Origin of the sequence: Bordetella sp. FB-8, assembly GCF_000382185.1 — a bacterium.
Taxonomy (GTDB): domain Bacteria; phylum Pseudomonadota; class Gammaproteobacteria; order Burkholderiales; family Burkholderiaceae_B; genus Bordetella.
Window position 1 is genome coordinate 1,376,593 of record NZ_KB907784.1, and the last position, 24,184, is coordinate 1,400,776.

Here is a 24,184-nt window from a genome sequence, read left to right on the forward strand (position 1 = left end):
CCAGGCGCGCCGGGGAGGTCTCAAGCAATGATAGGAGCGATCAATGATAAGGAGAAATTGATTTACTTGATGATGGCATATCAAAAAATCTAAGGCCTGTAGGCGCGGAGTCCGACGCTAATCGCATGCCTGATGCACAGGGCAATAAAAAATCGGGCCGACACCACCAAGGTGTCGGCCCGATTTTTCAGGGCGTCGCTACGACAGGCGTCAGCTATTGGCCGCCTTCGTCGCCCGTCTGGCCAGCCCGCGTGTGATGGTCCACTGCTGCAGGATGGTCAGGGTGTTGTTCACGCAATAGTAGATAGCCAGGCCGGCCGGAGCGAAGAACATCACCGCGCCGAACACCAGGGGCATGAACATCATCACCTTGGCCTGCACCGGATCTGGCGGTTTGGGATTGAAGCGGATTTGCAGGAACATGGTGCCCATCATTATCGCGGGCAGGATGTAGAAGGGATCGGGCACGGAGAGGTCGTGGACCCACAGGATCCACGGCGCGCCGCGCATTTCCACACTGCTCAACAGCACCCAGTACAGCGCGAAGAACACGGGGATCTGTATCACCATGGGCAGGCAGCCGCCCAGCGGATTGATCTTCTCGGTGCGGTACATCTCCATCATGGCCGCGTTGAGCTTGACGCGATCGTCGCCGTAGCGCTCCTTCAGCGCCTGCATCCGGGGAGCCACAGCCTTCATGCGGGCCATGGATTTGTAGCTGGTGGCAGTCAGCGGGAAGAACACGGCCTTGATCAGCACAGTCAAGGCCACGATGGTCCAGCCCCAGTTGCCGATCAGAGTGTGCAGCCAGGTCATCAGCTCAAAGAGCGGCTTGGCGACGATGGTGACCCAGCCGTAGTCGACCACCAGGTTCAGGCCCGGCGCGGCGGCGGACATGGCCTTCTGGTCCTGCGGGCCGACCCACAGATGCGTGTCGACGCTGGCGGTGGAGTTCGGCGCGATCTGGCCCACGGGCTCGATGGTGCGGATCGCGTACAGATTGGGCTGTACCTGCAGCACATCGATGGCGCGCTGCTGGCCTTGCGGCGGAATCCAGGCGGTGGCGAAGTAATGCTGCACTACGCCGATCCAACCGTTGTCGGCCTTCTTGATGTAGTCGGCCTTGTTATTCTCGATATCCGAGAAGGCGATTTTCTGGAACTTGTTTTGCTCCGAATACACCGCCATGCCGGTAAAGGTGTGATAGAAGCGCGTGGTACCCACGGGATCGTTGCCGTCGCGCTCGAGCTGCAGGTACAGCGAAGGCGACAGAGGCGTGTTGCCCGTGTTGGTCAGGTCGTTGCGCACATCGATGTCGTAGCTGCCGCGATGCAGGGTGTAGGTCTTGGTGACCTTGATGCCACCCGACTCGGCCTCGAACGTGATGGGCAGCGTGTTGCCGGTGAGGTCCAGCTGGTTCGAGACTAGATGGAACGGCGTCAGATGCGTGGGAAACCCCGGCGCGTTGGCCGGCGCGCCGACCACGCCCGATTGCGCCACATAGGTGGACGCGGGCGAGCGATCGAACAGCACGGTGGGCTGGCCGTCGGTGGGATACTTGAGCACCTCGGCGCGCACCAGCTGGGCGCCGGTCGTGTCGAAGGTCAGCCGCAGCACGTCGGTGGTGACCACGACCTTGGCCGACGGGGCCGAGCTGACAGCGGGCGCGGCGGTTGTGGCGGGCACGTTGCCGGGCTGCGCGGCGCCGGTCGCAGCGCTGGGGATGGACGCGTTCGGCGTGGTGCCGGGGCTGGCTGGCGTGGCGGCGGTTTCCTGCCCGAACATCGAGGGCTTGCCGTTGTGGATTTCCCAGTTGTTCCATAGGAACAGCAGGGAAAACGAGAAAATCATCCAGAGGACGGTTCGGCGAATATCCATGGTTTCAGAAGATGGCTACCGGTAGCAGCGGGCACAAGGCCAGCAAAGCCTGCCAGTGTAGCGTTAATTAATGTCGATCCGGTTTCGGAGGGTTGCAGCGGCAGTCTTTGTTACCCGGGCGGGGGTCCGGCACCGGATCCAGGCCGCCGGGCGCCCAGGGATGGCAGCGGCCGATGCGGCGCACGGCCAGCCACAGGCCGATCCAGGGTCCATGCCGTTCGATAGCCTCGATGGCATAGGCCGAGCAGGTGGGTGTGTAGCGGCATTGCTGGCCTACCCAGGGACTGAGAAAAAAACGGTAGAACCGGATGGGGGCGATCAGCAGCAGGCGCGTCAACAGGCCGGTCGCGTCCGGACGGGAGTCTGGAAGAGGGCCGTTCATCTTGCGATGCGCTCGAAGTGAGCATCGACTTCGGCGCGTGCCGCGCGCTTGAGCTCGGTAAGCGATATCGGCGCGATCCTGCTTTGCAGGCGCACGACATAATCGCGCGCGGGCAGCGCCAGCCGCTGGGTCCGGAAGGCTTCGCGGATGACGCGCTTGAGCGCATTGCGGGTGACGGCGTGCGGTGCGTAGCGCTTGGCGATGACCAGGCCCAGGCGCGCGCAGGCAGGTTGCTCGCCGAAGCGGCTGGTTTCGGCGGCACTGTCAGCCGAACCGGCGGGCTTTGCGTCCGGGGCCGCCGCGGAGGCGGCACTCACAACGAAAAACGCCCCTCGGGCGAGGCGCCGGCCTTTGAGGGCAGCGGCAAACTCGGAGGGGCGATGCAAGCGCGCTTGCGCAGGAAGCGTGGCGCGCGACATGACTTGCAGGCCTTGGGTCTAAACCAGAGACAGCCGCAGGGCGGCCTGCCCGGCTCTAGACGGCCAGGCGCTTGCGGCCCTTGGCGCGGCGAGCGTTCAGAACGGCACGGCCGCCACGGGTTTTCATGCGCACGCGGAACCCGTGGGTACGCTTGCGACGGGTAACGGAAGGTTGGTAGGTACGTTTCATGTGCGTTCCACAAAGAACAAAGGTAAGAGGCCAATCCCGGTAGGAGCGGCCTCGACAATTCGGCAAAAGCCCACTATTTCAACAAGAAAAACTAGCACTGTCAAACAGTTAGAGAGGGACGCAAGGGCCAGGGTAGCCCCGGCCTGTGGATAACCCGCCGGGGTAGGCTAGAATCGAGGTTTAGAACAAGAGCGACATGAACGAATTTTGGCAGACCTGCGTCAGTCGTCTTGAGCAGGAGCTCCCCCCCCAACAAATCAGTGCCTGGATACGGCCGCTGGTCCCGCTGGCCTTCGACGAGGCTCAGGGCCTCTTGCGCGTGGCCGCGCCGAACCGCTTCAAGCTGGATTGGGTACGCAAGAATTTTTCCCACCAGATCGAGGCGCTGGCCTCCGAGTGGTTTGCGCGGCCGGTACAGGTGTCTTTCGAGCTGCCCTCCTCCTCGGGCGCCACGCCGCGCGCCGGTTCCGCCGGGCCGGCAGCCCCTGCGCCCGCCGCCCCTGCGCCGCCCGCCCGCTACGGCGCGAGCGCGTCCAGGCCCGTGTCGGCGCAAGCGCCCGCGCCCCAGCCCCCCAGCGACGCCGCCGGCGTGGTGTACGAGCGCTCGCGCCTGAATACCGACCTTACCTTCGAGAACTTCGTCACGGGCAAGGCCAACCAGCTGGCCCGCGCCGCGGCGCTGCAAGTGGCCGAGAACCCCGGCACGTCCTACAACCCCCTCTTTCTGTATGGGGGCGTGGGCCTGGGCAAGACGCATCTCATCCACGCCATCGGCAATGCCATGGTGGCGGCCGGTACCGGCACGCACGTGCGCTATGTGCATGCCGACCAGTATGTGGCCGACGTGGTCAAGGCCTACCAGCGCAAGACTTTCGATGACTTCAAGCGCTACTACCATTCCCTGGACCTGTTGCTGATCGACGATATCCAGTTCTTCTCCGGCAAGCAGCGCACCCAGGAAGAGTTCTTCTACGCTTTTGAGGCGATGGTGGCGCAGAAAAAGCAGATCATCATCACCAGCGACACCTATCCCAAGGAAATGTCGGGCATCGACAACCGGCTGACTTCGCGCTTCGATTCCGGCCTGACCGTGGCCATCGAGCCGCCCGAACTGGAAATGCGCGTGGCCATTCTGCTGCGCAAGGCCGAAATCGAGGGCGCGACCCTGCCCGAGGAGGTGGCCTTCTTCATCGCCAAGCATCTGCGCAGCAATGTGCGCGAGCTCGAGGGGGCGCTGCGCAAGGTTCTGGCCTATGCGCGCTTTCACGGCCGCAACGAGGTCACCGTGGATCTGAGCAAGGATGCGCTCAAAGACCTGCTCTCTGTCTCCAGCGGCCAGGTCACCGTGGAAAACATCCAGAAGACCGTGGCCGATTTCTACAAAATCAAGGTCGCCGACATGTATTCGAAACGCCGGCCGGCCAATATCGCCATGCCCCGTCAGGTGGCGATGTACCTGGCCAAGGAGCTGACCCAGAAGAGCTTGCCCGAGATCGGCGACCTGTTTGGCGGACGCGATCACACCACGGTGCTGCACGCGGTCCGCAAGATTTCCGATGCCCGCGCCAAGCAAGCGGAGCTGAACCATACCCTGCACGTGTTGGAACAAACTCTAAAAGGATGACTATGCAACTCGTACAAACCACGCGCGACGCATTGTTGAAACCGCTCTCGACCGTGGCGGGCATCGTTGAAAGGCGGCACACCCTGCCGATCCTTGCCAACATCCTGATGCGCAAGGAAGGCAGCAAGGTGTCCTTCATTGCCACCGACCTGGAAGTACAGATCACCACGCATGCCGATTTCGGCGTGGGTTCCGACAACGAATCGACGACGGTGGCCGCGCGCAAGCTGCTGGACATCCTCAAGGCCTTGCCCGACACCGGCGAGGTGAAAATGTCGCTGGCCTCCGGCAAGATGACGGTGCAGTCGGCCAAGAGCCGCTTCGCCCTGCAGACCCTGGCCGCCAGTGAATACCCCACCGTGGCGCAGCCCGAGCAGTGGAGCGTGTCGTTGACACTGCCGCAGCGCACGCTGCGCCACCTGTTCAATATGGTGCATTTCGCCATGGCGCAGCAGGACATCCGCTATTACTTGAACGGCATGCTGCTGGTGTTCGAACCCGGTTTCGTGCGTTCGGTGGCCACCGACGGGCACCGCCTGGCGCATTGCGCCACCAAGGCCGAGGGCATCGCCGAAAAGCACGAGGTCATCGTGCCGCGCAAGACCGTGCTGGAAATGCAGCGCCTGCTCGAAGATTCGGACGAACCCGTGGCGGTGGACGTGGCCCCTGGCCAGATCCGCTTTCGCTTTGGCGACGTCGAGCTGGTCTCCAAGCTGGTCGAGGGCAAGTTCCCCGACTTCACGCGCGTGATCCCCACTTCCTATACGCGCCACTTCGACGTGAGCCGCGAAGCCCTGCAGGGCAGCCTGCAGCGCGCCGCCATCCTGACCACCGACAAGTTCAAGGGCGTGCGCCTGCAGCTGGCGCAGAACGTGATGAAGATCTCCTCGACCAACGCCGAGCAGGAAGAGGCGCAGGAAGAACTCGACATCGACTACACGTTCGAAGCGCTGGACGTGGGTTTCAACGTGGGCTACCTGCTGGACGTGCTGGGCAACCTCAAGACCGAGAGCATCCGCTGGTCCGTTATGCCCGACGCCAATGCGTCGGCGCTCATCACCCTGCCCGACGACGAGAACTTCAAGTACGTCGTCATGCCCATGCGCATTTAAGGTTCGCGCGAGCTTTTCGCGATGCGCTTGCCCTGTGCGCAAGCCCCGTATCCATTGAATGACTGAAGATTCAACCATGTCCGACCCACAGAACACTGCCAGCGAAAACTACGGCGCCGACTCGATCAAGATGCTCAAGGGCCTGGAGGCCGTGCGCAAGCGTCCCGGCATGTACATCGGCGACACGTCCGACGGTACCGGCCTGCACCACATGGTGTTCGAAGTGGTCGACAACGCTATCGACGAAGCGCTGGCGGGCTATTGCGACGACATCGTCGTCACCATTCATACCGACAACTCGATCTCGGTCACCGACAACGGCCGCGGCATTCCCACCGCCATCCACAAAGACGACGAATTCGGCCGCAGCGCGGCGGAAATCGTCATGACCGAGCTGCATGCCGGCGGCAAGTTCGACCAAAACTCGTACAAAGTGTCCGGCGGCCTGCACGGCGTGGGCGTGTCCTGCGTCAACGCGCTGTCCGAATGGTTGAAGCTGACGATTTACCGCGATGGCCAGGTCCATCAGATGGAATTCAAGCGCGGCGAGCGCCTGGCCCCTTTGGCGGTTACCGGCAGCACCGGCAAGCGCGGCACGGAAGTGCGCTATCTGGCCGATGCCGAGATTTTCAACAACATCGAGTACCACTACGAGATTCTGTCCAAGCGTCTGCGTGAACTCTCGTTTCTGAACAACGGCGTCAAGATCCGCCTGGTCGACCAGCGCCAGGGCAAGGAAGAGAACTTCGCCTTCTCGGGCGGGGTCAGGGGCTTTGTCGAATACATCAACCGCAGCAAGACGGTGCTGCACGCCAATGTGTTTGCCGTGGCCACCCACTCGAACGCCGGCGGCACCGAGGTGGGCGTCGAAGTGGCGATGCAGTGGAACGACAGCTACAACGAAACCGTGCTGTGCTTTACCAACAACATCCCGCAGCGCGACGGCGGCGCGCACCTGACCGGGCTGCGGGCGGCCATGACCCGCGTGGTCAACAAGTACATTGCCGACAATGAAATGGCCAAGAAGGCCAAGGTCGAGACCACCGGCGACGATATGCGCGAAGGCCTGGCCTGCGTGCTGTCGGTCAAAGTGCCCGAGCCCAAGTTCAGCAGCCAGACCAAGGACAAGCTGGTGTCCAGCGAGGTGCGGCCCGCCGTGGAAGACGCCGTGGCGCGTTCGCTGGAGAGCTGGCTGCTCGAGAACCCCAACGACGCCAAGGCCTTGTGCGGCAAGATCGTCGAGGCCGCCCGGGCCCGCGAGGCTGCGCGCAAGGCGCGCGAAATGACGCGCAGAAAAAGCGTGCTCGAAGGCGCCGGCCTGCCCGGCAAGCTGGCCGACTGCCAGGAGAAGGACCCTGCCCTGTGCGAGCTGTACATCGTCGAGGGCGACTCGGCCGGCGGCTCGGCCAAGCAAGGCCGCGACCGCAAATTCCAGGCCATTCTGCCGCTGCGCGGCAAGGTGCTGAACGTGGAGAAGGCGCGCTTTGACCGCCTGATCGCCAGCGAACAGATCACCACTCTGATCACCGCGCTGGGCACCAGCATCGGCCCCGACTTCAATATCGACAAGCTGCGCTATCACCGCCTGATCATCATGACCGACGCGGATGTGGACGGCGCGCACATCCGCACCCTGCTTCTCACGCTGTTGTACCGCCAGATGCCCGAGCTGGTGGCGCGCGGCCATGTGTATATCGCCCAGCCGCCCCTCTACAAGGTCAAGCTCGGCCGCGACGAGCGCTATCTCAAGGATGATGTCGAGGAAGCGCAGTACATGATGCAGTTGGCGCTCAAGGATGCCCGGCTGATGCCGGCCGCGGGCGCGGCCTTGATCGAGGGCGACGCGCTGGCCGAATTGGCCAGGCAGTACGTGCTGGCCGATACCGTCATCTCGCGCTTGTCGCGCGTCTTCGACGTGGGCGCCCTGTCGGCCCTGGCCGAGGGCGTGCAGGTCGATCTGTCCGACGCCGCCGCCGCCCAGGCTTCGGCCAAGCGCCTGTATGACACACTGCACGTCGAAGGCTCGACCAATGGCGTGGACGTCGTTGCCGAACACGACGAGGCTTCGGAAAAACACCGCCTGGTCGTCAAGCGCATGCATCACGGCAATGTGCGCGTGAGCGTGATCGACACCGACTTCGTGCAGGGCGCCGACTATGCCGTGCTGTCCAGGTCGGCCCAGACTTTCCTGAATCTGGTTCAGCAAGGTGCGGTGGTCAGCCGCGGCGAAGGCGACAAGCGCAAGGAACAGTCTGTCGGCGATTTCCGCGAAGTCATGCAGTGGCTGCGCAACGAAGCCGAGCGCGGCATCTCCAAGCAGCGCTACAAGGGCCTGGGCGAGATGAACCCCGCGCAGCTTTGGGAAACCACCATGGACCCGAAGGTGCGCCGCCTGCTGCGCGTGCAGATCGAGGACGCCATCGCGGCGGACGAGGTGTTCACGACGCTGATGGGCGACGATGTGGAACCGCGGCGCGCGTTCATCGAGGCTCATGCCTTGTTGGCGAGCAATATCGATGCGTGATGGTTTTCGGGGATCGCAATAAGCTGTCAGGCGTCATAGAAAGTGAGACTTTCGCCAAAAACGTGAGGCTTTTTCGACGTATAAAGTGAGACCTTTCTGAATACCGACCTGTTTTCAAAAGGCATTAAAAAAGGGAACGCATTTGCGTTCCCTTTTTCGTTCAATGGCAAGTGTGATCAAAGACCCTCGTCCTGCGTGGCTACCATCCAGACCCGTTTTAACGGCAGCTCAGCCTTGATGTCTTCATCCAAGTGCTCGTACTGCTCGAACAGTTGTTCGAGCAGCTCCTTTTGCGTCCAAAGCCGCAGCCGAAAGAACTGGGAGGCCAGTTCCTTCTGCACGTTGCCCTTGAAGCCACCCCAGGCCACGAACAGGCCCTGATCAGCACACCGCCGTCTGCTCCCTCCGGGCTGCGGTAGGTGGTGTAGCCCTGTGCTTTCAGGATGCCCTCAACCAGTCGGGTCAGGCCGTGCCCTTTGAAGCGCGCGGAAACCAGCGCGGCGATTTGGTCGCGTGCCAGCTCGTCTAGGTCTGCGTCTGCGGGATGGCCTCGCCGATCCACTTCACAGCCCGCCAGTGGAAGAAGGGGTTCGGGCCAGCCGTCTCGGCGTGGTAGTCCCCTGTGATCTCGCCGATGTAGACCGCAGGCTGAGTTTTCAGGGGCAACACCACGAGGTCGCCCTTCTGCATCTCGTGGGCGAAGGGCCAGACCTGACTGACCCAGTTCAGGACAGCCTTGGGCTTGGCCTCCGGGTAGCGCTGGGTCATTTCAGCGGTCAGCTCGCCTCGCTGGTGCAGCTTGGATAAGTCAAGGTTCAGCTCATCCCAGGTCACATAGACCCGACCTTCCTGGATGAACTTCTGTTCGTATTCGCCGTGAGATCCTGCGCGAATCAACTAAATTGCCATCTCTTCCTCCCTAATTGCGCGCTTTCCTAGACCTTGGTGCATGTCTGCGGACAAGTACGGACGTTGACGGTACAGGCCCGGTAGCCTACAATTTGCATCAACACGGCCCCTCTCGGTGACTCTGCTTCGGCAGGGAAGCTGCTGAGGGGTTTTTTATTGCCTGAACTCACCAGCCTGCCTCCCAGCCACTGAGGGCGCCCATGCCCGCCAGGTTCAGGCCGAGGTGAGAGAGATCAGGGAAGGCGAGTAGATGCGCTTTCATCCGATCAGGCCAGCTCGACCGAGGGTTGACCACGCCCAGCAGATGCCGTGTGATCTTCAAGAGCAAGAAGCAGCGCGCCCGCGCGTGCGCATCAGCCTCAAACGGTGTGACCCAGGCCTGCTCGGCCGATGACGGTAGCTTCGGCTGGTCGACGACGTTCCGATTCCAAAGACGGCTATGGTGCGCACAGACATTGCGCAGGTAGTTCAGGCTGCGCAACCATGTCGCGAACACCCGGCCATTGTTCACACCGTATTGGCTGGCAATCTCATCTTGCTCCGCTTCGCGCATGCCATTGAACAACGTCGAAAGCGTGCCGAAGTCCCACACCTCGCATGCAACCCAGATCGCCAGCGGCAGGCCGTACTTGGCCCGGTTGTGTCGAACGAATTCCTCCCTGGAGCGGCCGATCAACTGCGCGTGCTTGCCCAGCCACTCGTGGTGCCGCGTCACGCCTGAATCCTTGTCCAGCTTGACGCTGAACTCGTCGTGTAACAGCTCGGGCTTCAGGTAGGCAAAGCGGTCAAGCTGTCCCAAGGTGTGAGACACGTCCACACGCAACGCCACTTCGATGCGCTCCAGCGCGTCCATGACCAGCAGCCGAAGCTGCTTGTCGAACACGTACAGATCCACCGCATTTTGAAAGGTGGTCCCAGCCCGGAAGGCATCTAGGGCGATGCGCTCTTCGCGCACCTTCTTTGGCTTGCGGCCATGCTCATCCAACAGACACAACGGTTCGCTGCGTTCGCGGAAAGCGAACCAATAGCCGCTGAGGCGGTAGTAGCCGATGCGTTCTAAGTAATCCAGCGCGCGAGCCCGGTCGGTGACGACCATGCCTCGGTCGATCAACTGATCCAGTTGGTCCGAGTAGCTTTTCCAGGGCTTGGGATAACTCATTTGGCCAATTCTATTAAAAGGTGTGCGTTATTTATTAAAGAAACTCATGCAGTGGCACCCGGGTTGCACTTGGATTTGATGAATTCAAAAATTGGCCGAAATGGTTCGAAGCAGGCGTCATCAAATGTTGAGGCGCATTTAAAACTGACCAGCGATCGGGTAGGTCCAGGCCAGTGCCCGGCACCAGAATTTGAGGTGCTTATGGCCGGGCGTCGCGCGCATCACGGCCGGGCGGAACATCGCGGCGCGCCTGAACAAGCGCGGCAATTCGTTCTCGGCGGCCCCCTTGACCCGCGCCCACATCGCGCGGCCGCGTTCCGTGGAATTGGTGCCGGCGCCGCTCACATAACAGAATGCCGCGTCGGGGTTCTGCCATTCCAGTGCGCGGGCGAAGCGCAGGGTCAGGTCGTAGGTGACGCACGTGTAATGTGCTTCGCTCATGCCGACCGATGAGACGCCCAGGCAGAAGAAGCACGCTCTCGCCGACCATGCCGGTGGCGCCGGTGAGGATGACCGAGATCGGCATGGTTTGATTCCCTTCAAGCCGTCAGCGCTGCGGCCACGATGCGCTCGGTAGCATCGACAGCCTGCCACCAGCGCTCGCCCGCGTGCGGCTGCGCCAGCGACAGCAGCTCGCCCATGGTCGGGGTGGCCAGGGGCACGCCATGCGCCTGCGCCAGGGCCAGGATGCGCTCGAACGGTTCGTGCCAAGGATGCATAGCCAGGTCGAAGGTGCCGTTGTGCAGCGGCATCAGCCAACGGCCGCGCAAGTCCAGGTGGCCCTGCAGCGTTTCTTCGGGCTGCATGTGGACCTCAGGCCAGTGCGCGTCGTAGGCCCCGGTCTCCATGAAGGTGATGTCGAACGGACCGAAGCGCTCGCCGATGGTCTTGAAGCCGGCGTGGTAGCCGGTATCGCCGCTGAAGAACACACGCAGACCGCCGAACAGAATCACCCACGAGGCCCATAGCGTCGAGTCGCTGTCCTTGAGGCTGCGTCCCGAGAAGTGCTGCGCAGGCGTGGCCACCAGATTCACGCCGGCCAGCGAGGTCTGCTGCCACCAGTCGAGCTGGCGCACCTTCTGCGGCGCGATGCCCCAGGCTATCAGCCGTTCGCCGACACCGAGCGGCGTGATGAACATCTGCGTCTTGGGGGCGAGTTCGAGCACGGCGGCGCGATCCAGGTGGTCGTAGTGGTCGTGCGACAGGATCACGCCCTTGATGGGCGGCAGTTCGGCGATGGAGATCGGCGGCGGGTGAAAACGCCTGGGGCCGGCCCATTGCACGGGCGAGGCGCGCTCGGAAAACACGGGATCGGTGAGCCAGAATTCGCCTGCCAGCTTGAGCAGCAGCGTCGAATGGCCGAGACGAAACACGCTGGCCTCGGGCGCCGCGCCCAGGGTGTCGGCGTTCAGCGCCCGCACCGGAACAGGCGAGCGCGGTATGGTGTTGTCGGGTTTTTGCGTCAACACGCGCCAGGCGATGGCCAATGTCTTGCGCAAGCCCGGGGCCACGCGCGGGACGGCATTGTGGAACTTACCGTTGCGATGTTGCGGCGAGGCGGCGGTGTCGGTCGGGGGCGTCTGGATGGCGCGCGAGCCAAGGCAGGTCATGGAGGTGTCCGGTTTTTTGAAAGCGCTGGGCTCGGAGTTTTAAGTAAACTGCACCGTGTAGTTTTTAGTGTACGGGCGTTCCATGAAAAAGTACACTGATCGGTGTAAAATTTTGCATGACTTCCCCATCCCGACTCACCGATCGCAAGCGCGATGCCATCATTCAGGCGGCGATCGCCGAGTTCCGCGCCAACGGCTTCGAGGCCACCAGCGTTGACAAAGTGGCAGCGCGCGCCGAGGTGTCCAAGCGCACGCTCTACAACCACTTCGCAAGCAAAGACGAACTGTTCGCCGCCATCCTGGATATTCTGTGGGAGAGCAGCGCGAGCGAGCCGCGGCGCGCGTACGAGCCGCGGCGGCCGGTGCGCGAGCAGTTGATCGAGCTGCTGCAGAGCAAGCTCGCGATGCTGGCCGACGACAATTTCCTGGCGCTGGCGCGCGTGGCGATCGCCGCCGCGCTGCACTCGCCGGAGCGAGCCCGCGAAATGGTGGACCGCATCGGCCAGAAGGATAACGCGATGCTGGACTGGATCCGCGCCGCGCAGAAGCACGGCGCGCTCAAGGCCGGCGATGCCGCGCAGGCATACAAGCAGCTGGAATGCCTGGTCAAGGGTGTCGCCTTCTGGCCGCAGTTGGCGATGGGTCAGCCGCGGCTGACACCGGCGGCGCAGAAGAAACTGGCGGCGGCCAGTGCCGATCTGTTCCTGAGTCACTATGGCGTGTAGCGGGCGGTCCGAAGGCCGCTTCGTGGAGCAGGCCCGGGTAAACGGGTAATGTCCATACCAGTATGCCGGCTGGGCTGTTTGAGCCGATGCGGCATCCCTACACTGGCAGACCCAACCCAATACTGGAGTCTGTTATGAAGCGCTTTCACATCGCCTTGGCCGTTGCCAACCTCGAAGCATCCATTTCCGACTACAGTGCCCGCCTCGGACAGGCGCCGTCCGCGGTCGTGCCAGGCCAGTACGCGATGTGGCGCACCGATCTGCTCAATTTCTCGATCAACGAGATGCCGGGCAAGGCCGGCCAATTGCGGCACGTCGGGTTCGAGGACGACTCGGTGCCGGGCTATTCGAGCAGCATCGACGTCAATGGGCTGATGTGGGAGTTGTTTTCCGCAGCGCAGCAGGATGCGCGGATCGTCAGCACCTACGGCGTGCCCGTGAATTGTTGACAGGGAGAGACCGGATGAACCCTATGCCGCGACGGATCGACCATGCGGTGGTTGCCGCGCGATCTCGATGCTGCCCAGGCGCTGTACCAAGGCATGGGCTTTCAGGTGGGCGCCCGTAACCGTCATCGCTGGGGTACCGAAATCAGGCTGCTCCAGTTCGGCAGTTCTTTTATCGAATTGATAGCGGTAGGTAGCGATGCACGGGCCATCGCGGATCATGTGCCGGGGCGTGTGATTTTGGCGGCTTCGTGCGCGATTATCTGCGCGAGCGCGAAGGGCTGGCAATGCTAGCCTTGGGCAGCGCCGCCTAGCGCCGCCTAGCGCCGCCGTAGAGTGCGTCTTTTATGCGGCCGATACCGGCATTTGCCGCAGTGCCGCGGCGCCTGAGCAAGTGATGACCAGGGCTTGAACGGCGAAGCCCGCCAGTGCGATCATCAGGCAGGCCGGCTCGCCCCAGTGCGCGCCGATCAGGCCGCCGAGCGCGGCACCTATGGGGCGTGCGCCGGTGTTGACAGTGAGAAAGAGCGCGGATACGCGCCCGAGCAAGGCGTCGGGGGTGACGTTCTGACGCAGCGTCGTGGTCGCGATGGTCCACACGATGGGACCCGCTCCCAGCAGAAAGAAGCACAGCCCGGCCAGCCAGACGCTGGGGATTAGCAAGGTCGTCGCCAGGCTCGCGGCGCCCAGCGCGCCGCAGACAGGGCCGATCTGGATGGCCCGTCCCAAGGGCAGACGGGCCAGGATGCGCGGGGTCAGCAGCGCCCCGATGCACATGCCCACGCCATACAGCGCCATGGTGCCGCCCACCTCGCCCGCGTTCAGGCCGAGCGCATGGACGGCGTAGGGTACATAGACGACTTGCAGGACGAACCAGGCAATGTTGAAGATCACCCCCGTAATCATGATCGGCCGCAGCAATGCGTCACGCCAGACAAAGGCCGCGCCTTCGGCGACATCACGCAATGCGTGCTGGCGCCGTGCACGCCGGCGTGGCGCGTGCGGTGCCGCCGATCCGGGAGCGGCTCGCTGCAGCAAAAAATACATTGCGGTGGCCGACAGGGCGGTGCCCAGGGCATAGGCGGCCGATGCGCCGACCCAGGAAACCAGGACTCCCGCGACCGCGGGACCGGCGGCGAAGGCCATGCTGCGGGCCAATTCCAACCTGGCGTTGGCCCGTCCCAACGCTTGGCGCGGAGCGAGCGACAACACCAGGGCCGGTGCCGTCACGCTGAAGCCGACGGTGCCGACGGCACCGATGAAACCCAGGGCAGCCAGCCCCGCGATGGTCAGCCCCGACGATAACAACAAGGCGAAGGTGGCTAGCAGCGCCAGCAGGCGCAGTCCTTCGCTCCAGACCATCAGGCGCCGACCCGGCAGCCGATCGGCCAGCACGCCCAGCGGCATCGAAAGCAGCAGGAAGGGCAGAGTCTGCAAGGCCGTCAGGATGCCGATCTGCGCGGTGCCGGCGGCCAGCGACAACACGGCGACGAGCGGCGCCGCGGCCAGGCTGAGTTGCTCGGCAGACTGCGCGGCTAGGTTCGACCAGGAAAGATTCAGGATAGAGCGGGGAAGCGGGTGTGATGGCATGATGCGTGGTCCTTTTGACCACGGCAGTCTGCCGGCACGCCCTGATCGGCGCACTCCGTTTCTTGCGGGTGAGTATCTACAAGAAGAGCGAAGTCACGGCCTGCAGCGTTCAGCGGTCGCCGACCGCATTGGCCAGCATGAAAACGCCGAACTCGGGGGTGTCGCCAATCCAGGAGCGGGAAACGGCCCAGCCCGCGGCAGCCGCCAAGGCCCCGAAAGATGCGATGCTGTACTTGTGCGAATTCTCGGTATGGATGCTTTCGCCGGGAGCGAAGTTGAACAGGCGGTCCGCCACCAGCACGATCTGCCGGGCCAGGCTCACCAGATGCATTTCGATCCTGCTCAGACGTTCGTTCCAGGTCGCGGTGTGCGCGAACGCGGCGGGATTGAAATTTCCTCCCAGCTCCCGGTTGATACGCTCGAGAAGGTTGAGATTGAACCGCGCCGTCGCGCCGTCGTCGTCGTTGTAGGCGTCTATCAAGGTCGAAGGGTCTTTGATCATGTCGACGCCGACGATCATTTTTGCATCGTCGCCCAGCAAGCCACGTGCGCAGCGCAGGAACCCAATGGCCTCGGCGGGCTCGAAGTTGCCTATCGTCGAGCCGGGGAAAAACCCCACGGCAGTGCCGTCCTTGGGTATGTCGGGCAAAACCAGTTCCCGGGTGAAGTCCGCCTCGATAGGACATACCGCGAGAGTCGGGTAGGCCTGTTCGATTCGTTGCCTGGCCTGAGCCAGCGCCGTCTTGCTGATGTCGATCGGAACATAGGTGCGCACCTGTCTGGCCGCGTCGAGAATGATGCGCGTCTTCTCGCTGGCGCCGCTGCCGAACTCCACGAGCGTGGCGTTTTCAGGCAGTTGCGCCGCGAGTTCGTCGGCGATGTTCTTGAGCAGCACGGTCTCGGCGCGGGTGGGATAGTATTCGGGCGTCAGGCAGATCTGCTCGAACAACGCTGACCCTTGTGCGTCGTAGAAATATTTCGGATTCAACGACTTCTGCGGCTTGGACAATCCTTGGATCACGTCGCGTTCGAACTCGCCGGCGCCGGATGGCTCACGGTCGGTCTCTGCGCCGGCGTGCGCCGCGATGTCGCGGGCCAGGCGCACGCCGGAGAACATCCACCGCTGTTCCGGCCTGAAGAAATTCCGGTAGCTCGGTCTTGCGTGGCCGGCCGGAGTCGCGAATGCGCCGCCGCGCAGGACCATTTGGCCGCTCATGAATTTGCCGTTGTATTCGCCGGTTGCATCGTCCGCGGTCTTGAAGCCGGGGTAGGCAACGTAGGGGCTTTGCGTCCATTGCCACGCGGCGTCGTCTGCCTGCTCGAGCAGGCCCGCCTCGGCGGCGATCTCCCATTCCGCCTCGAAAGGCAGCCGCGCGCCCGCCCAGGCCGCGTATGCCGAGGCCTCGTAATAGCTGATGTGGCCGACCGGCGCGTCAAGCGCCAGGGGCTGCAATCCGCCCAAGGTCATTTCCGACCATCGGTCATCCTCATCCGGCGATGGCCGCCAATAGAGCGGAGCTTCCCATCCCTGCGTGCGGGCGTGATCCCAGCCGTCCGACAGCCAGTAGCGGGCCGTCGAATAGCCGCCATCGGCCATAAAGCGCAGCCATTGGCGATTGGTGACCAGGCGATCGCTGATCTCGAACGCGTCCACCCATGTCCTGTGGCGAGGCCGTTCGTTGTCGAAGGCGAACACCGCGCCCGCGTTGCCGATCAAGACGAGTCCGCCTTCGTGCCGCTGGAACGTACCCGTTCGTCCGGTGCCCGGCAGCGGCCAATCAGTCCGGTAGGCGGGGAGCAGCGGAGACTGGGCGAACAAATGCAGGATGTCCATCAGGATCAGCTCCTGATGCTGTTGTTCGTGGGCCAACCCGAGTTCGATCAGATGCGCTATCTCCCGCAGCTGTTGCGCCGATGCCGTGCGCAGCAGCAGCTCCAGGTGGGAGTCGATGTGGCGGCGATAGGCCAGAACCCGCGATAGCGACGGCCGGCTCAGCAGGCCCCGCTGCGGCCGAGGATGGCGGGGACCCAGCGAGACGTAGTAGGAGTTGAAGAGGTAGGCAAACCCGGCGTCGAACAAGGCGTAGCCGGGCAGATGGGGCTGCAGGACCACCGTTTCCCAGAACCAGGAGGTATGGGCCAGATGCCATTTCGTCGGACTTGCGTCGGGCATCGATTGGACGACTTGGTCTTCTTCATCGAGAGGTTCGGCAATTCGCTGCGTGTAGGCGCGGATCTGGTGGAATCTTTCGAGCAGAGCCCGGTTCTTGGACGCATGCGCTGCATGGCTTGCTTGGGCGGATTGCCCAAGAGGGAGATCGGTGGTCTGTTTCATGAGGGTCTGCTCTCTGCTCCCGTTCGATCGGATGCGTTCAGTCCATTGTGACGCACGCGCTGATGGCGCGTGCGTCCGGCCGCCGTCGCCCGCGATGTCGTCGGGCCCGGCCAGGTGCTTGAGTGCGTGCATGTCTCTCACGCGTTTGCCGTTTCGAGAAGAACCTGCAGACTATAAGACAGCCGGAGCCGGCCAGGCGCAAAAAGCCAATCGCAAGAATCGGAGTGCCAAGGGCCGGGAAGACTCCTAGACTGCGCTCTTTTCTTCGATCCGGTGAGCGATCCGCCATGAAATCCGCGACCTATGACTGGATGGCACTCGAACGCGCGCTCGATTGCCGCGGAAATGCCGTTCTGCCTGGTCTGCTGGCCGTCGACCAGTGCGCTGCGCTGGCGGCGCGGTATCCCCAAAATTCGGGCTATCGTTCGCGGGTCGTCATGGCTCGCCACGGATTCGGGCGCGGCGAATACAAATACTTCGCGTATCCCCTGCCGCTGCTGCTCGATCGGCTGCGCCATGCGCTGTATCCGCGGCTCGTGCCGATCGCCAACCGCTGGAACCGGCAACTGGGCACGGACATCCAGTACCCCGACGATCTGGATGTGTTCTTGCGGCGCTGCCACCAGGCCGGCCAGCTCAGGCCGACGCCGCTGATCCTTGAGTACGGCGCGGGAGACTACAACTGTCTGCATCAGGATCTCTACGGTGAGCACGTTTTCCCTTTGCAGGTAGCCATCCTGCTGTCGGAACCGGGCAGGGACTTTGCCGGCGGCGAATTCGTGATGACCCAGACCACGGCAAGCGAACAGCATGCCGAGGTGGTTCCCTTGCGCCAGGGCGATGCGGTGGTATTCGCGGTCCATCAACGGCCTGTTGCGGGCCGGCGCGGCGTTCGCAGGGCGAACATGCGCCACGGCGTCGGCCGCGTTCATGACGGCAAGCGCCATACCTTGGGTCTCATTTTTCATGATGCGGCGTGAAGCCGCGACATGATCAGGGAGCGCTTTATGGCGGAATCCGCCACACTCGTCGACCGCCTGGACTGGCGCGCCATTTGTGCGCAATTGGATGCCGAAGGCTACGCCGTGCTGCCCGGTTTGCTGGGCACGGATCTGGCACACGGCCTGGCCCGCGGCATTCTGGAGAGGCCAGCGCGAAACCGCGAGTTGTTTGCCTGCGCGAAGACGGGTCGCGGCGATTGCTTGCATTTCGATATCGGCTTGCCGGCTCCATTGCAGGATTTGCGCGTTGCCCTTTATCGCCGTCTGGCAGGCCTGGCGAACCGCTGGTGCGAAATCCTGGGCATCGGCCGCCGCTATCCGGCAAGGCTGGATGATTTTGCCCGGCTCAACCGGGAAGCGGGGCAGGGTCACGCGCAGTTCTGCGTGAATCGTCTTGGCTCCGGGGACGCCATGCCGCTGCATCAGCGCGGCGATGGCGCATGGGTGTTTCCCATGCAGGTCGTTGCGCTGCTGTCCGAGCCGGGCGAGGATTTCACGGGCGGAGAGTTCGTGATGACTGAGCAACGCCCGCGCATGCAGTCGCGCGTCATGGTGCTGCCGCTCGGGTTCGGCGATGCAGCCATCATCGCTACCGCCGCACGGCCGTTCGAGGGCGCCAACGGGCCTTACCGGGTCAATACGAAGCACGGCATCAGTCTCGTGCGGCGAGGACAGCGCATCGGTATGGAGTTGTCATTCCATGATGCAAGGGAGAAACTGGCAGACCTTATGTGCCGTTGACAGGAGCCATCATGCAATCGCGCCCTCCCCTGCCCCCCTTTACCCGCGAAACCGCGCTGCAGAAAATCCGGTTGGCCGAAGACGCATGGAACAGCCGCGAGCCGGCCCGCGTCGTACTGGCCTATAGCCCCGATACGCACTGGCGCAACCGCGCGGAGTTCATTTCGGGGCGCGCGCAGGCACAGGCTTTTCTCGAGCGCAAATGGGCGCGCGAGCTGGATTACCGGCTCATCAAGGAGCTGTGGGCGTTTGACGGCCACCGCATCGCGGTGCGCTTTGCCTACGAATGGCACGACGACTCGGGCCAGTGGTACCGCAGCTACGGCAACGAGAACTGGGCGTTCGACGAGCACGGCCTGATGACGCATCGCCATGCCAGCATCAATGACTTGCCCATCGAGGAGGCAGGCAGAAAATACTTCTGGCCCTCGGGCCGCAGGCCCGATGGCCATCCGGGGCTGTCGGAGCTGGGTCTCTAGCGGGGATGCGCGTGCGCGGCCCTTCTGGTGTTGACAGGCCCTAAGGCAGTTCGATCACCCAGTCCGGCCGAAAGCCTTCCTGCTCGCCCTTGCTCACGTAGCCCAGCGGGTTGGCCACGACGCGGCAGGACACCGCGCGTCCGCCGCGTTGCCCCGTTACGCGATAGTCATGCGGGCAATGCAGATGGCCATGTATCCATAGATCGGCATAGGGCAGCAGATCGTCCAGCGCGTTGCAGAACCCTGCCGTGCCGGGCGTCAGGCCATAGCGCGGATCGGCGCTGCGCAGGGTCGGCGCGAAATGCGTCACCACCACCGTCGTGCCAGCGTAGGGCCGGGACAGCGCCTGGCGCAGCCAAGCCTGGCAGTCCACGCCGAACTGGCGCATATCCTCGGCCAGCACGGGTTGGCCGCCGCGCAGCGTGGTGTTCTTGCTGAGATAGAAATTGGCCGCGCGGTAGGCTTTCTCGAGCTGTTGCAGGCGGTGCGTCTCGGTCTTCTGACGGCCAGCCAGGGCTTGGAAATCGGTCCAGAGCGTGGTGCCGACGAAGCGGATGCCGTCGATGATGGCTTCTTCCCTTTCCAGCCAGAGGATGCCCAGACGTTCGCAGGTCTGGCGCAGCCGCAGCGTGGTTTGGTCGAAATCCAGGCCGTCGAATTCGTGGTTGCCGGGTACATACAGCACGCGGGGCCAGCCGGCCCCGCGCCCCCGCGGCGCGTAACGCTCCAGGCCGAAATCCGCCCCGTCCAGCGCCGACCCCGCCTGATACGAACCGATGTCTCCGGCCAGCACCAGCACGTCCACGCCCGGGGCGGGCGTGAAGGCGAAATCGGGGTTGGCTTCCAGATGCAGGTCGGACAGGATTTGCAGGTGCATGGGCGTATAGTGATTTGGCGACAGGGAGGCAGCATGGATAGTAAGTCGATATGCGATATGACGGCGCTGCAGATGCGCGCCGAGATCGAAACCGGGAATTTGAGTGCCCGGCAGTTGGTTCAGGCGCATCTGGACTGTATCGAGGCGCGCAATCCGGCGGTCAACGCCATCGTCACACTGGATGCCGAAGGCGCGTTGCGCCAGGCCGCTGCCGCCGACGCGGCGCAGGCTGGCGGCAAACCGTTGGGGCTGCTGCACGGCCTGCCAGTGGCGCATAAGGACAGCTTTCTCACGGCCGGGATGCGCACCACGTTCGGCTCGCCCGTGCATCGCGATTTCGTGCCCGGGCGCAGCAGCCTGGCGGTAACGCGCCAGCAAGCGGCCGGGGCGATCACGCTGGGCAAGACCAATCTGCCGGAATTCGGTGCAGGTTCGCACACCTTCAATCCGGTGTTCGGCGCCACGCGCAATCCCTATGACTTGAACTGCACGCCCGGCGGCAGCAGCGGCGGCGCGGCGGCGGCATTGGCCGCGCGCATGCTGCCCCTGGCCGATGGCACCGACATGGGCGGTTCGCTGCGCAACCCGGCCGGTTTCTGCAATGTGGTGGGCCTGCGCCCTTCGCCGGGCCGCGTGCCGCAGTGGCCCTCGGCCACCCCCTATAGCACGCTGACGGTGGCCGGCCCCATGGCGCGCACGGTGGCCGATGCCGCGCTGATGCTGGCCGCGCTGGCCGGCCCCGATGCGCGCGATCCGCTCAGCCTCGAACAGGACCCGTTCCGCTTTGCCAGCGCGCTGGAGCGCGGCTTTGCCGGCACGCGCATCGCTTGCGCCCTGTCCTGGGGCGGCCTGCCGGTGGAGCCGCAGGTACTGCGGGCGATCCAGGCGCAGTTGCCGGTGTTCGAACAGCTGGGCTGCAAAATGGAAGAGGCCTGCCCCGATTTCGGTGATGCCGACGCGGCGTTTCACGCGCTGCGCGCGCAGCTCTTTGCCATCTCGCAGGGCGAGGCCGTGCGCGATCATCGCCAGATGATCAAGCAGACGGTGATCTGGAACACCGAGCTGGGCATGAGCCAGCCGGCCTCGGCCCTGATCCACGCCGAGCGCGAGAGGGCCGCGTTATTCGAGCGCACGCACGTCTTCATGCAGAAGTACGAATTCATGATCGGGGTGGTGAGCCAGGTGGCGCCGTTCGCGGTGCAAACCGAATACCCCACCGAGATCGACGGCACGCCGATGCGCAACTACATCGACTGGATGCGTTCGAGCTACTACGTCACCATGACCGGCCATCCCGCGATTTCCGTGCCTTGCGGCTTTACCGAGCAGGGCTTGCCGGTGGGCCTGCAGATCGTGGGCCGCTATCGCGACGAATGGGGCGTGTTGCAGCTGGCGCACGCCTTCGAACAGGCCACGCAGTTCTGGAAGCGGGCGCCTGCGCCGTAGGCGCGCGCGCCGGTGCCGCAGGGCACGCTATACCTGCTCGAAGCGGCCATAGCGCTTGTCAAGGTACTGGCGCTGGGTATCGAGTTCGCTCACCGCCGCAGCCGGCGGGCCGCGGCGCATCCACTCCAGCATCTGGTCGACCTGGTCGGGCGTGCCCTGCACCAGGGCTTCGACCGTGCCGTTCGGCAGATTCTGCACCCAGCCGGTGACGCCCAGCATGTGGGCGCGGCGTACGGCGGCGTGGCGGTAACCTACGCCCTGCACCTTGCCATGGACGGTGACGAGCAGGGATTCGATATGCGGGTCTGGCATGAGGGGTCCTTGCGCGGCCTGCGCACGGGAGGCCGGAAAATCGGGGTTCTTCTATACTTCGAAACGATATTTTGCCTTCTCGGCGGCCTCTGAACGAAGAACCATGGCGAGAACAACAATGAGCCAGAACCTTTCCACCATCACCACCATCGAAGACCTGCGCGTCCTCGCACAAAAGCGCGTACCGCGCATGTTCTACGACTACGCCGATTCCGGCGCCTGGACGGAAAGCACCTACCGCGCCAACGAAAGCGATTTCCAGAAGATCAAGTTCCGCCAGCGCGTGGCGGTCGACATGGACGGCCGCTCGCTGCGGACCACGATGATAGGCCAGGACGTCGCGATGCCCGTGGCGCTGGCCCCCACGGGCCTGACCGGCATGCAGCACGCCGACGGCGAGATGCTGGCCGCGCAGGCCGCCAACCGTTTCGGCGTGCCCTTCACGCTTTCGACCATGAGCATCTGCTCGATCGAGGATGTGGCCGCCGCCACCGGCAAGCCCTTCTGGTTCCAGCTTTACGTGATGCGCGACCGCGATTTTGTCATGAACCTGATCGACCGTGCCAAGGCGGCCAACTGCTCGGCGCTGGTGCTCACACTGGATCTGCAGATCCTGGGCCAACGCCACAAAGACATCAAGAACGGCTTGTCGGCCCCGCCCAAGCCCACGCTGCGCAATCTTCTCAATCTGGCTACCAAGCCGCGCTGGTGCCTGGGCATGCTGGCCACGCGTCGGCGCACCTTCGGCAACATCGTGGGCCATGCCAAGGGCGTGAGCGACCTGTCCTCGCTGTCCTCGTGGACGGCGGAACAGTTCGATCCCTGCCTGTCCTGGGACGACGTGGCCTGGATCAAGGAACGCTGGGGCGGCAAGCTCATCATCAAGGGCATTCTGGACGAGGAGGACGCGCGGCTGGCCGCAAACAGCGGCGCCGACGCGCTCATCGTCAGCAACCACGGCGGTCGCCAGCTCGACGGCGCCCGCTCGACCATCGAGGTGCTGCCTTCGGTCGTGGACGCGGCGGGCTCGAAGATCGAGGTGTGGCTCGACAGCGGCATCCGCTCGGGCCAGGATGTGCTCAAGGCCGTGGCCCTGGGCGCGCGCGGCACCATGATAGGCCGCGCCTTCCTGTACGGCCTGGGCGCGTTCGGCCGTGCCGGCGTGAGCCGTGCGCTGGAGATCCTTTACAAGGAAATGGACGTGACCATGGCGCTGTGCGGCCGCAAGCATATCGCGGACGTGGATAAGAGCATTCTGGTGCCGGGCACCTATCCCCAATAAACACGCGAGGCTTTTCGGGGCTGCCATGCAAAATCTGCAGACGCTGCTGCACAGCTACGGCAGTTGGCTGGTTTTCCTCAATGTGCTGATCGAGCAGGCCGGTCTGCCGATTCCTTCCTATCCCACCTTGGTCGCGTCGGGGGCCGTGTTCAGCGGCCCGGCCGGTTGGGGATCGGCCTGGCTGCTCGCCATTCTGGCCTGCTGGTTGGCCGATTCGGCCTGGTACTGGGCCGGCGGGCGGCACGGCGGCAGCCTGCTGCGCATGATCTGCAAGGTGTCGCTGTCGCGGGATTCCTGCATACGCCAGACGCAGAGCCGGTTTCTGCGGGTCGGCGTGTTCGCGCTGCTGATTTCCAAGTTCCTGCCCGGCGCGGGGGCGCTCACCAACGTGATGAACGGATATGCGGGTACGCCCTATCGCCGCTTCGTGGCGTTCGAGTTGCTCGGCGCCCTCATCTGGAGCGGCTCCGGACTGTTGCTGGGGGCGTTGTTCAGTGACACGGTCGGCCGCGTCGTCGGCCTGATAGGCCGGTACGGCAAATGGGGCCTGCTGCTGCTGGCTCTGGTGCTGGTGCTTTATGTGGCCGTGCGCGCCTTGCGCCGCTGGGCGCTGGTACGTGGCCTGCGCGTCGTGCCGCGCCTATCGGTCGGCGAACTACTGCAATGGCAGGCCAGCGGCCGCGTGCCGGTGGTGATCGACGTGCGGCCCGGTCCGGTGGATTCGGTGCCACGCATTCCGGGCGCCCTCGTCACCGAAGTGAACGCGCCCATTCCCGATCTGGGCCTGCGGGACGACAGCCTCATTGTCGTGTATTGCGCCTGCCCCAACGAAATCTCCGCCGCCAGTCTGGCGGCGCGGCTAAGGGCCGCCGGATACGGCGATGCCTGGGCGCTGCTGGGCGGCTATGAAGCCTGGGAGCGCGAGGCCCGGCCTGCTCGCGACGTGGCCGCGATCCAGCAGGCCGCAGGGGTCTGACCGTACTCGTTCCGTTTATAGTGATTTCGGAATGGGCATCTCTGCAGTGCTTCAATCCCCTCACGGAAGCGGTATTGTTGCCCTTGGGCGCTGCGCTATCGTCTTGACGACCATGGCATTGCGCTTGCGGCATTTCCGTGAAATCACACAGAGTCCGGAGTTCATCG

General features: G+C 63.9%; 25 protein-coding genes and 1 pseudogene. 12 read left to right on the plus strand and 14 right to left on the minus strand.

Annotation, left to right across the window (positions count from 1 at the left end):
- Positions 1 to 210: 210 nt before the first annotated feature.
- From yidC to rpmH, 4 genes are all read right to left on the minus strand, one after another.
- Positions 211 to 1,878 (minus strand): membrane protein insertase YidC, encoded by a 1,668-nt coding sequence (gene yidC / locus H143_RS0106555; RefSeq protein WP_026349795.1) that lies wholly within the window; start codon positions 1,876 to 1,878, stop codon positions 211 to 213.
- Positions 1,879 to 1,945: 67 nt separating this feature from the next.
- Entirely contained in the window at positions 1,946 to 2,215 is a 270-nt protein-coding gene (yidD, locus tag H143_RS20110; RefSeq protein ID WP_033366154.1) for a membrane protein insertion efficiency factor YidD, read from the minus strand.
- A 41-nt stretch (positions 2,216 to 2,256) separates the two neighbouring features.
- The gene (locus H143_RS0106565; RefSeq protein WP_019937435.1) at positions 2,257 to 2,679 is read right to left on the minus strand and encodes a ribonuclease P protein component; all 423 of its coding nucleotides are present in this window, start codon (positions 2,677 to 2,679) and stop codon (positions 2,257 to 2,259) included.
- A 55-nt stretch (positions 2,680 to 2,734) separates the two neighbouring features.
- Complete coding sequence (gene rpmH, locus H143_RS0106570) at positions 2,735 to 2,869, minus strand: 50S ribosomal protein L34 (RefSeq protein WP_003800771.1); 135 nt, start codon at positions 2,867 to 2,869, stop codon at positions 2,735 to 2,737.
- A 196-nt stretch (positions 2,870 to 3,065) separates the two neighbouring features.
- Between rpmH and dnaA the strand changes: the two genes are divergently transcribed.
- The 3 genes from dnaA to gyrB all read left to right on the plus strand — a co-directional run bounded on the left by dnaA (position 3,066) and on the right by gyrB (position 8,129).
- Positions 3,066 to 4,493, plus strand: coding sequence for a chromosomal replication initiator protein DnaA (dnaA, locus tag H143_RS0106575; RefSeq protein WP_019937436.1), 1,428 nt, complete (start codon positions 3,066 to 3,068; stop codon positions 4,491 to 4,493).
- A gap of 2 nt (positions 4,494 to 4,495) precedes the next feature.
- Entirely contained in the window at positions 4,496 to 5,605 is a 1,110-nt protein-coding gene (dnaN, locus tag H143_RS0106580; protein ID WP_019937437.1) for a DNA polymerase III subunit beta, read from the plus strand.
- A 76-nt stretch (positions 5,606 to 5,681) separates the two neighbouring features.
- A complete protein-coding gene (gyrB, locus tag H143_RS0106585) occupies positions 5,682 to 8,129 on the plus strand; it encodes a DNA topoisomerase (ATP-hydrolyzing) subunit B (RefSeq protein WP_019937438.1) in 2,448 nt (815 codons plus the stop codon).
- Between the two features lie 176 nt (positions 8,130 to 8,305).
- On the opposite strand, the gene H143_RS22895 is transcribed toward gyrB, so the two are convergent.
- The 5 genes from H143_RS22895 to H143_RS0106605 form a co-directional block, all read right to left on the minus strand.
- Positions 8,306 to 8,497 (minus strand): hypothetical protein, encoded by a 192-nt coding sequence (locus tag H143_RS22895; protein WP_231378466.1) that lies wholly within the window; start codon positions 8,495 to 8,497, stop codon positions 8,306 to 8,308.
- 157 nt (positions 8,498 to 8,654) lie between these two features.
- Complete coding sequence (locus H143_RS22900; RefSeq protein WP_231378467.1) at positions 8,655 to 9,026, minus strand: restriction endonuclease; 372 nt, start codon at positions 9,024 to 9,026, stop codon at positions 8,655 to 8,657.
- Positions 9,027 to 9,204: 178 nt separating this feature from the next.
- Complete coding sequence (locus tag H143_RS0106595; protein WP_019937439.1) at positions 9,205 to 10,197, minus strand: Abi family protein; 993 nt, start codon at positions 10,195 to 10,197, stop codon at positions 9,205 to 9,207.
- Positions 10,198 to 10,335: 138 nt separating this feature from the next.
- Positions 10,336 to 10,638, minus strand: coding sequence for a hypothetical protein (locus tag H143_RS20120; RefSeq protein ID WP_019937440.1), 303 nt, complete (start codon positions 10,636 to 10,638; stop codon positions 10,336 to 10,338).
- A gap of 98 nt (positions 10,639 to 10,736) precedes the next feature.
- Entirely contained in the window at positions 10,737 to 11,807 is a 1,071-nt protein-coding gene (locus tag H143_RS0106605) for an MBL fold metallo-hydrolase (RefSeq protein WP_019937441.1), read from the minus strand.
- A gap of 116 nt (positions 11,808 to 11,923) precedes the next feature.
- Here H143_RS0106605 and H143_RS0106610 point away from each other — a divergent pair, with 116 nt between their 5' ends.
- From H143_RS0106610 to H143_RS0106620, 3 genes are all read left to right on the plus strand, one after another.
- Positions 11,924 to 12,532, plus strand: a complete 609-nt coding sequence (locus tag H143_RS0106610; RefSeq protein WP_019937442.1) for a TetR/AcrR family transcriptional regulator — start codon at positions 11,924 to 11,926, stop codon at positions 12,530 to 12,532.
- Between the two features lie 134 nt (positions 12,533 to 12,666).
- Entirely contained in the window at positions 12,667 to 12,981 is a 315-nt protein-coding gene (locus H143_RS0106615; protein ID WP_019937443.1) for a hypothetical protein, read from the plus strand.
- Between the two features lie 42 nt (positions 12,982 to 13,023).
- Positions 13,024 to 13,272, plus strand: coding sequence for a VOC family protein (locus H143_RS0106620; RefSeq protein ID WP_026349796.1), 249 nt, complete (start codon positions 13,024 to 13,026; stop codon positions 13,270 to 13,272).
- Positions 13,273 to 13,323: 51 nt separating this feature from the next.
- Here the strand turns inward: H143_RS0106620 and H143_RS0106625 are convergent, their stop codons facing one another.
- From H143_RS0106625 to egtB, 3 genes and pseudogenes are all read right to left on the minus strand, one after another.
- Complete coding sequence (locus tag H143_RS0106625) at positions 13,324 to 14,568, minus strand: MFS transporter (RefSeq protein ID WP_019937444.1); 1,245 nt, start codon at positions 14,566 to 14,568, stop codon at positions 13,324 to 13,326.
- 109 nt (positions 14,569 to 14,677) lie between these two features.
- Entirely contained in the window at positions 14,678 to 15,673 is a 996-nt protein-coding gene (egtD, locus tag H143_RS23240) for an L-histidine N(alpha)-methyltransferase (protein WP_369751163.1), read from the minus strand.
- Positions 15,653 to 16,903, minus strand: a pseudogene (gene egtB / locus H143_RS23245) (ergothioneine biosynthesis protein EgtB); the annotation flags it as partial. The pseudogene egtB and the gene egtD, both read right to left, overlap by 21 nt.
- Before the next feature lie 287 nt (positions 16,904 to 17,190).
- Between egtB and H143_RS0106635 the strand changes: the two are divergent.
- Genes H143_RS0106635 through H143_RS0106645 form a run of 3 tightly spaced genes read left to right on the plus strand, consistent with a single transcriptional unit; the run spans position 17,191 to position 19,124 of the window.
- Positions 17,191 to 17,883, plus strand: a complete 693-nt coding sequence (locus tag H143_RS0106635; RefSeq protein WP_026349797.1) for a 2OG-Fe(II) oxygenase — start codon at positions 17,191 to 17,193, stop codon at positions 17,881 to 17,883.
- A 27-nt stretch (positions 17,884 to 17,910) separates the two neighbouring features.
- Positions 17,911 to 18,645, plus strand: a complete 735-nt coding sequence (locus H143_RS0106640; RefSeq protein WP_026349798.1) for a 2OG-Fe(II) oxygenase — start codon at positions 17,911 to 17,913, stop codon at positions 18,643 to 18,645.
- An 11-nt stretch (positions 18,646 to 18,656) separates the two neighbouring features.
- Positions 18,657 to 19,124 carry a nuclear transport factor 2 family protein gene (locus H143_RS0106645; protein ID WP_019937448.1) on the plus strand — a complete coding sequence of 156 codons (468 nt, stop codon included), beginning with the start codon at positions 18,657 to 18,659 and terminating at the stop codon, positions 19,122 to 19,124.
- 40 nt (positions 19,125 to 19,164) lie between these two features.
- On the opposite strand, the gene H143_RS0106650 is transcribed toward H143_RS0106645, so the two are convergent.
- Positions 19,165 to 20,001, minus strand: coding sequence for a metallophosphoesterase (locus tag H143_RS0106650; protein WP_019937449.1), 837 nt, complete (start codon positions 19,999 to 20,001; stop codon positions 19,165 to 19,167).
- Between the two features lie 33 nt (positions 20,002 to 20,034).
- Here H143_RS0106650 and H143_RS0106655 point away from each other — a divergent pair, with 33 nt between their 5' ends.
- A complete protein-coding gene (locus tag H143_RS0106655; protein WP_026349799.1) occupies positions 20,035 to 21,447 on the plus strand; it encodes an amidase in 1,413 nt (470 codons plus the stop codon).
- 27 nt (positions 21,448 to 21,474) lie between these two features.
- On the opposite strand, the gene H143_RS0106660 is transcribed toward H143_RS0106655, so the two are convergent.
- The gene (locus H143_RS0106660; protein ID WP_019937451.1) at positions 21,475 to 21,759 is read right to left on the minus strand and encodes an acylphosphatase; all 285 of its coding nucleotides are present in this window, start codon (positions 21,757 to 21,759) and stop codon (positions 21,475 to 21,477) included.
- A gap of 118 nt (positions 21,760 to 21,877) precedes the next feature.
- Here H143_RS0106660 and H143_RS0106665 point away from each other — a divergent pair, with 118 nt between their 5' ends.
- Positions 21,878 to 23,041 carry an alpha-hydroxy acid oxidase gene (locus H143_RS0106665; protein ID WP_019937452.1) on the plus strand — a complete coding sequence of 388 codons (1,164 nt, stop codon included), beginning with the start codon at positions 21,878 to 21,880 and terminating at the stop codon, positions 23,039 to 23,041.
- Between the two features lie 25 nt (positions 23,042 to 23,066).
- Positions 23,067 to 24,017, plus strand: a complete 951-nt coding sequence (locus H143_RS0106670; protein ID WP_019937453.1) for a VTT domain-containing protein — start codon at positions 23,067 to 23,069, stop codon at positions 24,015 to 24,017.
- The last annotated feature ends 167 nt before the right edge of the window (positions 24,018 to 24,184 follow it).

Excerpts from the sequence above, each read along its gene's own strand:
- yidC (WP_026349795.1), bottom strand. The coding sequence starts at position 1,878 with ATGGATATTCGCCGAACCGTCCTCTGGATGATTTTCTCGTTTTCCCTG.
- H143_RS0106565 (WP_019937435.1), bottom strand. The coding sequence starts at position 2,679 with ATGTCGCGCGCCACGCTTCCTGCGCAAGCGCGCTTGCATCGCCCCTCC.
- rpmH (WP_003800771.1), bottom strand. The coding sequence starts at position 2,869 with ATGAAACGTACCTACCAACCTTCCGTTACCCGTCGCAAGCGTACCCAC.
- dnaA (WP_019937436.1), top strand. The coding sequence starts at position 3,066 with ATGAACGAATTTTGGCAGACCTGCGTCAGTCGTCTTGAGCAGGAGCTC.
- dnaN (WP_019937437.1), top strand. The coding sequence starts at position 4,496 with ATGCAACTCGTACAAACCACGCGCGACGCATTGTTGAAACCGCTCTCG.
- gyrB (WP_019937438.1), top strand. The coding sequence starts at position 5,682 with ATGTCCGACCCACAGAACACTGCCAGCGAAAACTACGGCGCCGACTCG.
- H143_RS0106595 (WP_019937439.1), bottom strand. The coding sequence starts at position 10,197 with ATGAGTTATCCCAAGCCCTGGAAAAGCTACTCGGACCAACTGGATCAG.
- H143_RS20120 (WP_019937440.1), bottom strand. The coding sequence starts at position 10,638 with ATGAGCGAAGCACATTACACGTGCGTCACCTACGACCTGACCCTGCGC.
- H143_RS0106605 (WP_019937441.1), bottom strand. The coding sequence starts at position 11,807 with ATGACCTGCCTTGGCTCGCGCGCCATCCAGACGCCCCCGACCGACACC.
- H143_RS0106610 (WP_019937442.1), top strand. The coding sequence starts at position 11,924 with ATGACTTCCCCATCCCGACTCACCGATCGCAAGCGCGATGCCATCATT.
- H143_RS0106615 (WP_019937443.1), top strand. The coding sequence starts at position 12,667 with ATGAAGCGCTTTCACATCGCCTTGGCCGTTGCCAACCTCGAAGCATCC.
- H143_RS0106620 (WP_026349796.1), top strand. The coding sequence starts at position 13,024 with ATGCGGTGGTTGCCGCGCGATCTCGATGCTGCCCAGGCGCTGTACCAA.
- H143_RS0106625 (WP_019937444.1), bottom strand. The coding sequence starts at position 14,568 with ATGCCATCACACCCGCTTCCCCGCTCTATCCTGAATCTTTCCTGGTCG.
- H143_RS0106635 (WP_026349797.1), top strand. The coding sequence starts at position 17,191 with ATGAAATCCGCGACCTATGACTGGATGGCACTCGAACGCGCGCTCGAT.
- H143_RS0106640 (WP_026349798.1), top strand. The coding sequence starts at position 17,911 with ATGGCGGAATCCGCCACACTCGTCGACCGCCTGGACTGGCGCGCCATT.
- H143_RS0106645 (WP_019937448.1), top strand. The coding sequence starts at position 18,657 with ATGCAATCGCGCCCTCCCCTGCCCCCCTTTACCCGCGAAACCGCGCTG.
- H143_RS0106650 (WP_019937449.1), bottom strand. The coding sequence starts at position 20,001 with ATGCACCTGCAAATCCTGTCCGACCTGCATCTGGAAGCCAACCCCGAT.
- H143_RS0106655 (WP_026349799.1), top strand. The coding sequence starts at position 20,035 with ATGGATAGTAAGTCGATATGCGATATGACGGCGCTGCAGATGCGCGCC.
- H143_RS0106660 (WP_019937451.1), bottom strand. The coding sequence starts at position 21,759 with ATGCCAGACCCGCATATCGAATCCCTGCTCGTCACCGTCCATGGCAAG.
- H143_RS0106665 (WP_019937452.1), top strand. The coding sequence starts at position 21,878 with ATGAGCCAGAACCTTTCCACCATCACCACCATCGAAGACCTGCGCGTC.
- H143_RS0106670 (WP_019937453.1), top strand. The coding sequence starts at position 23,067 with ATGCAAAATCTGCAGACGCTGCTGCACAGCTACGGCAGTTGGCTGGTT.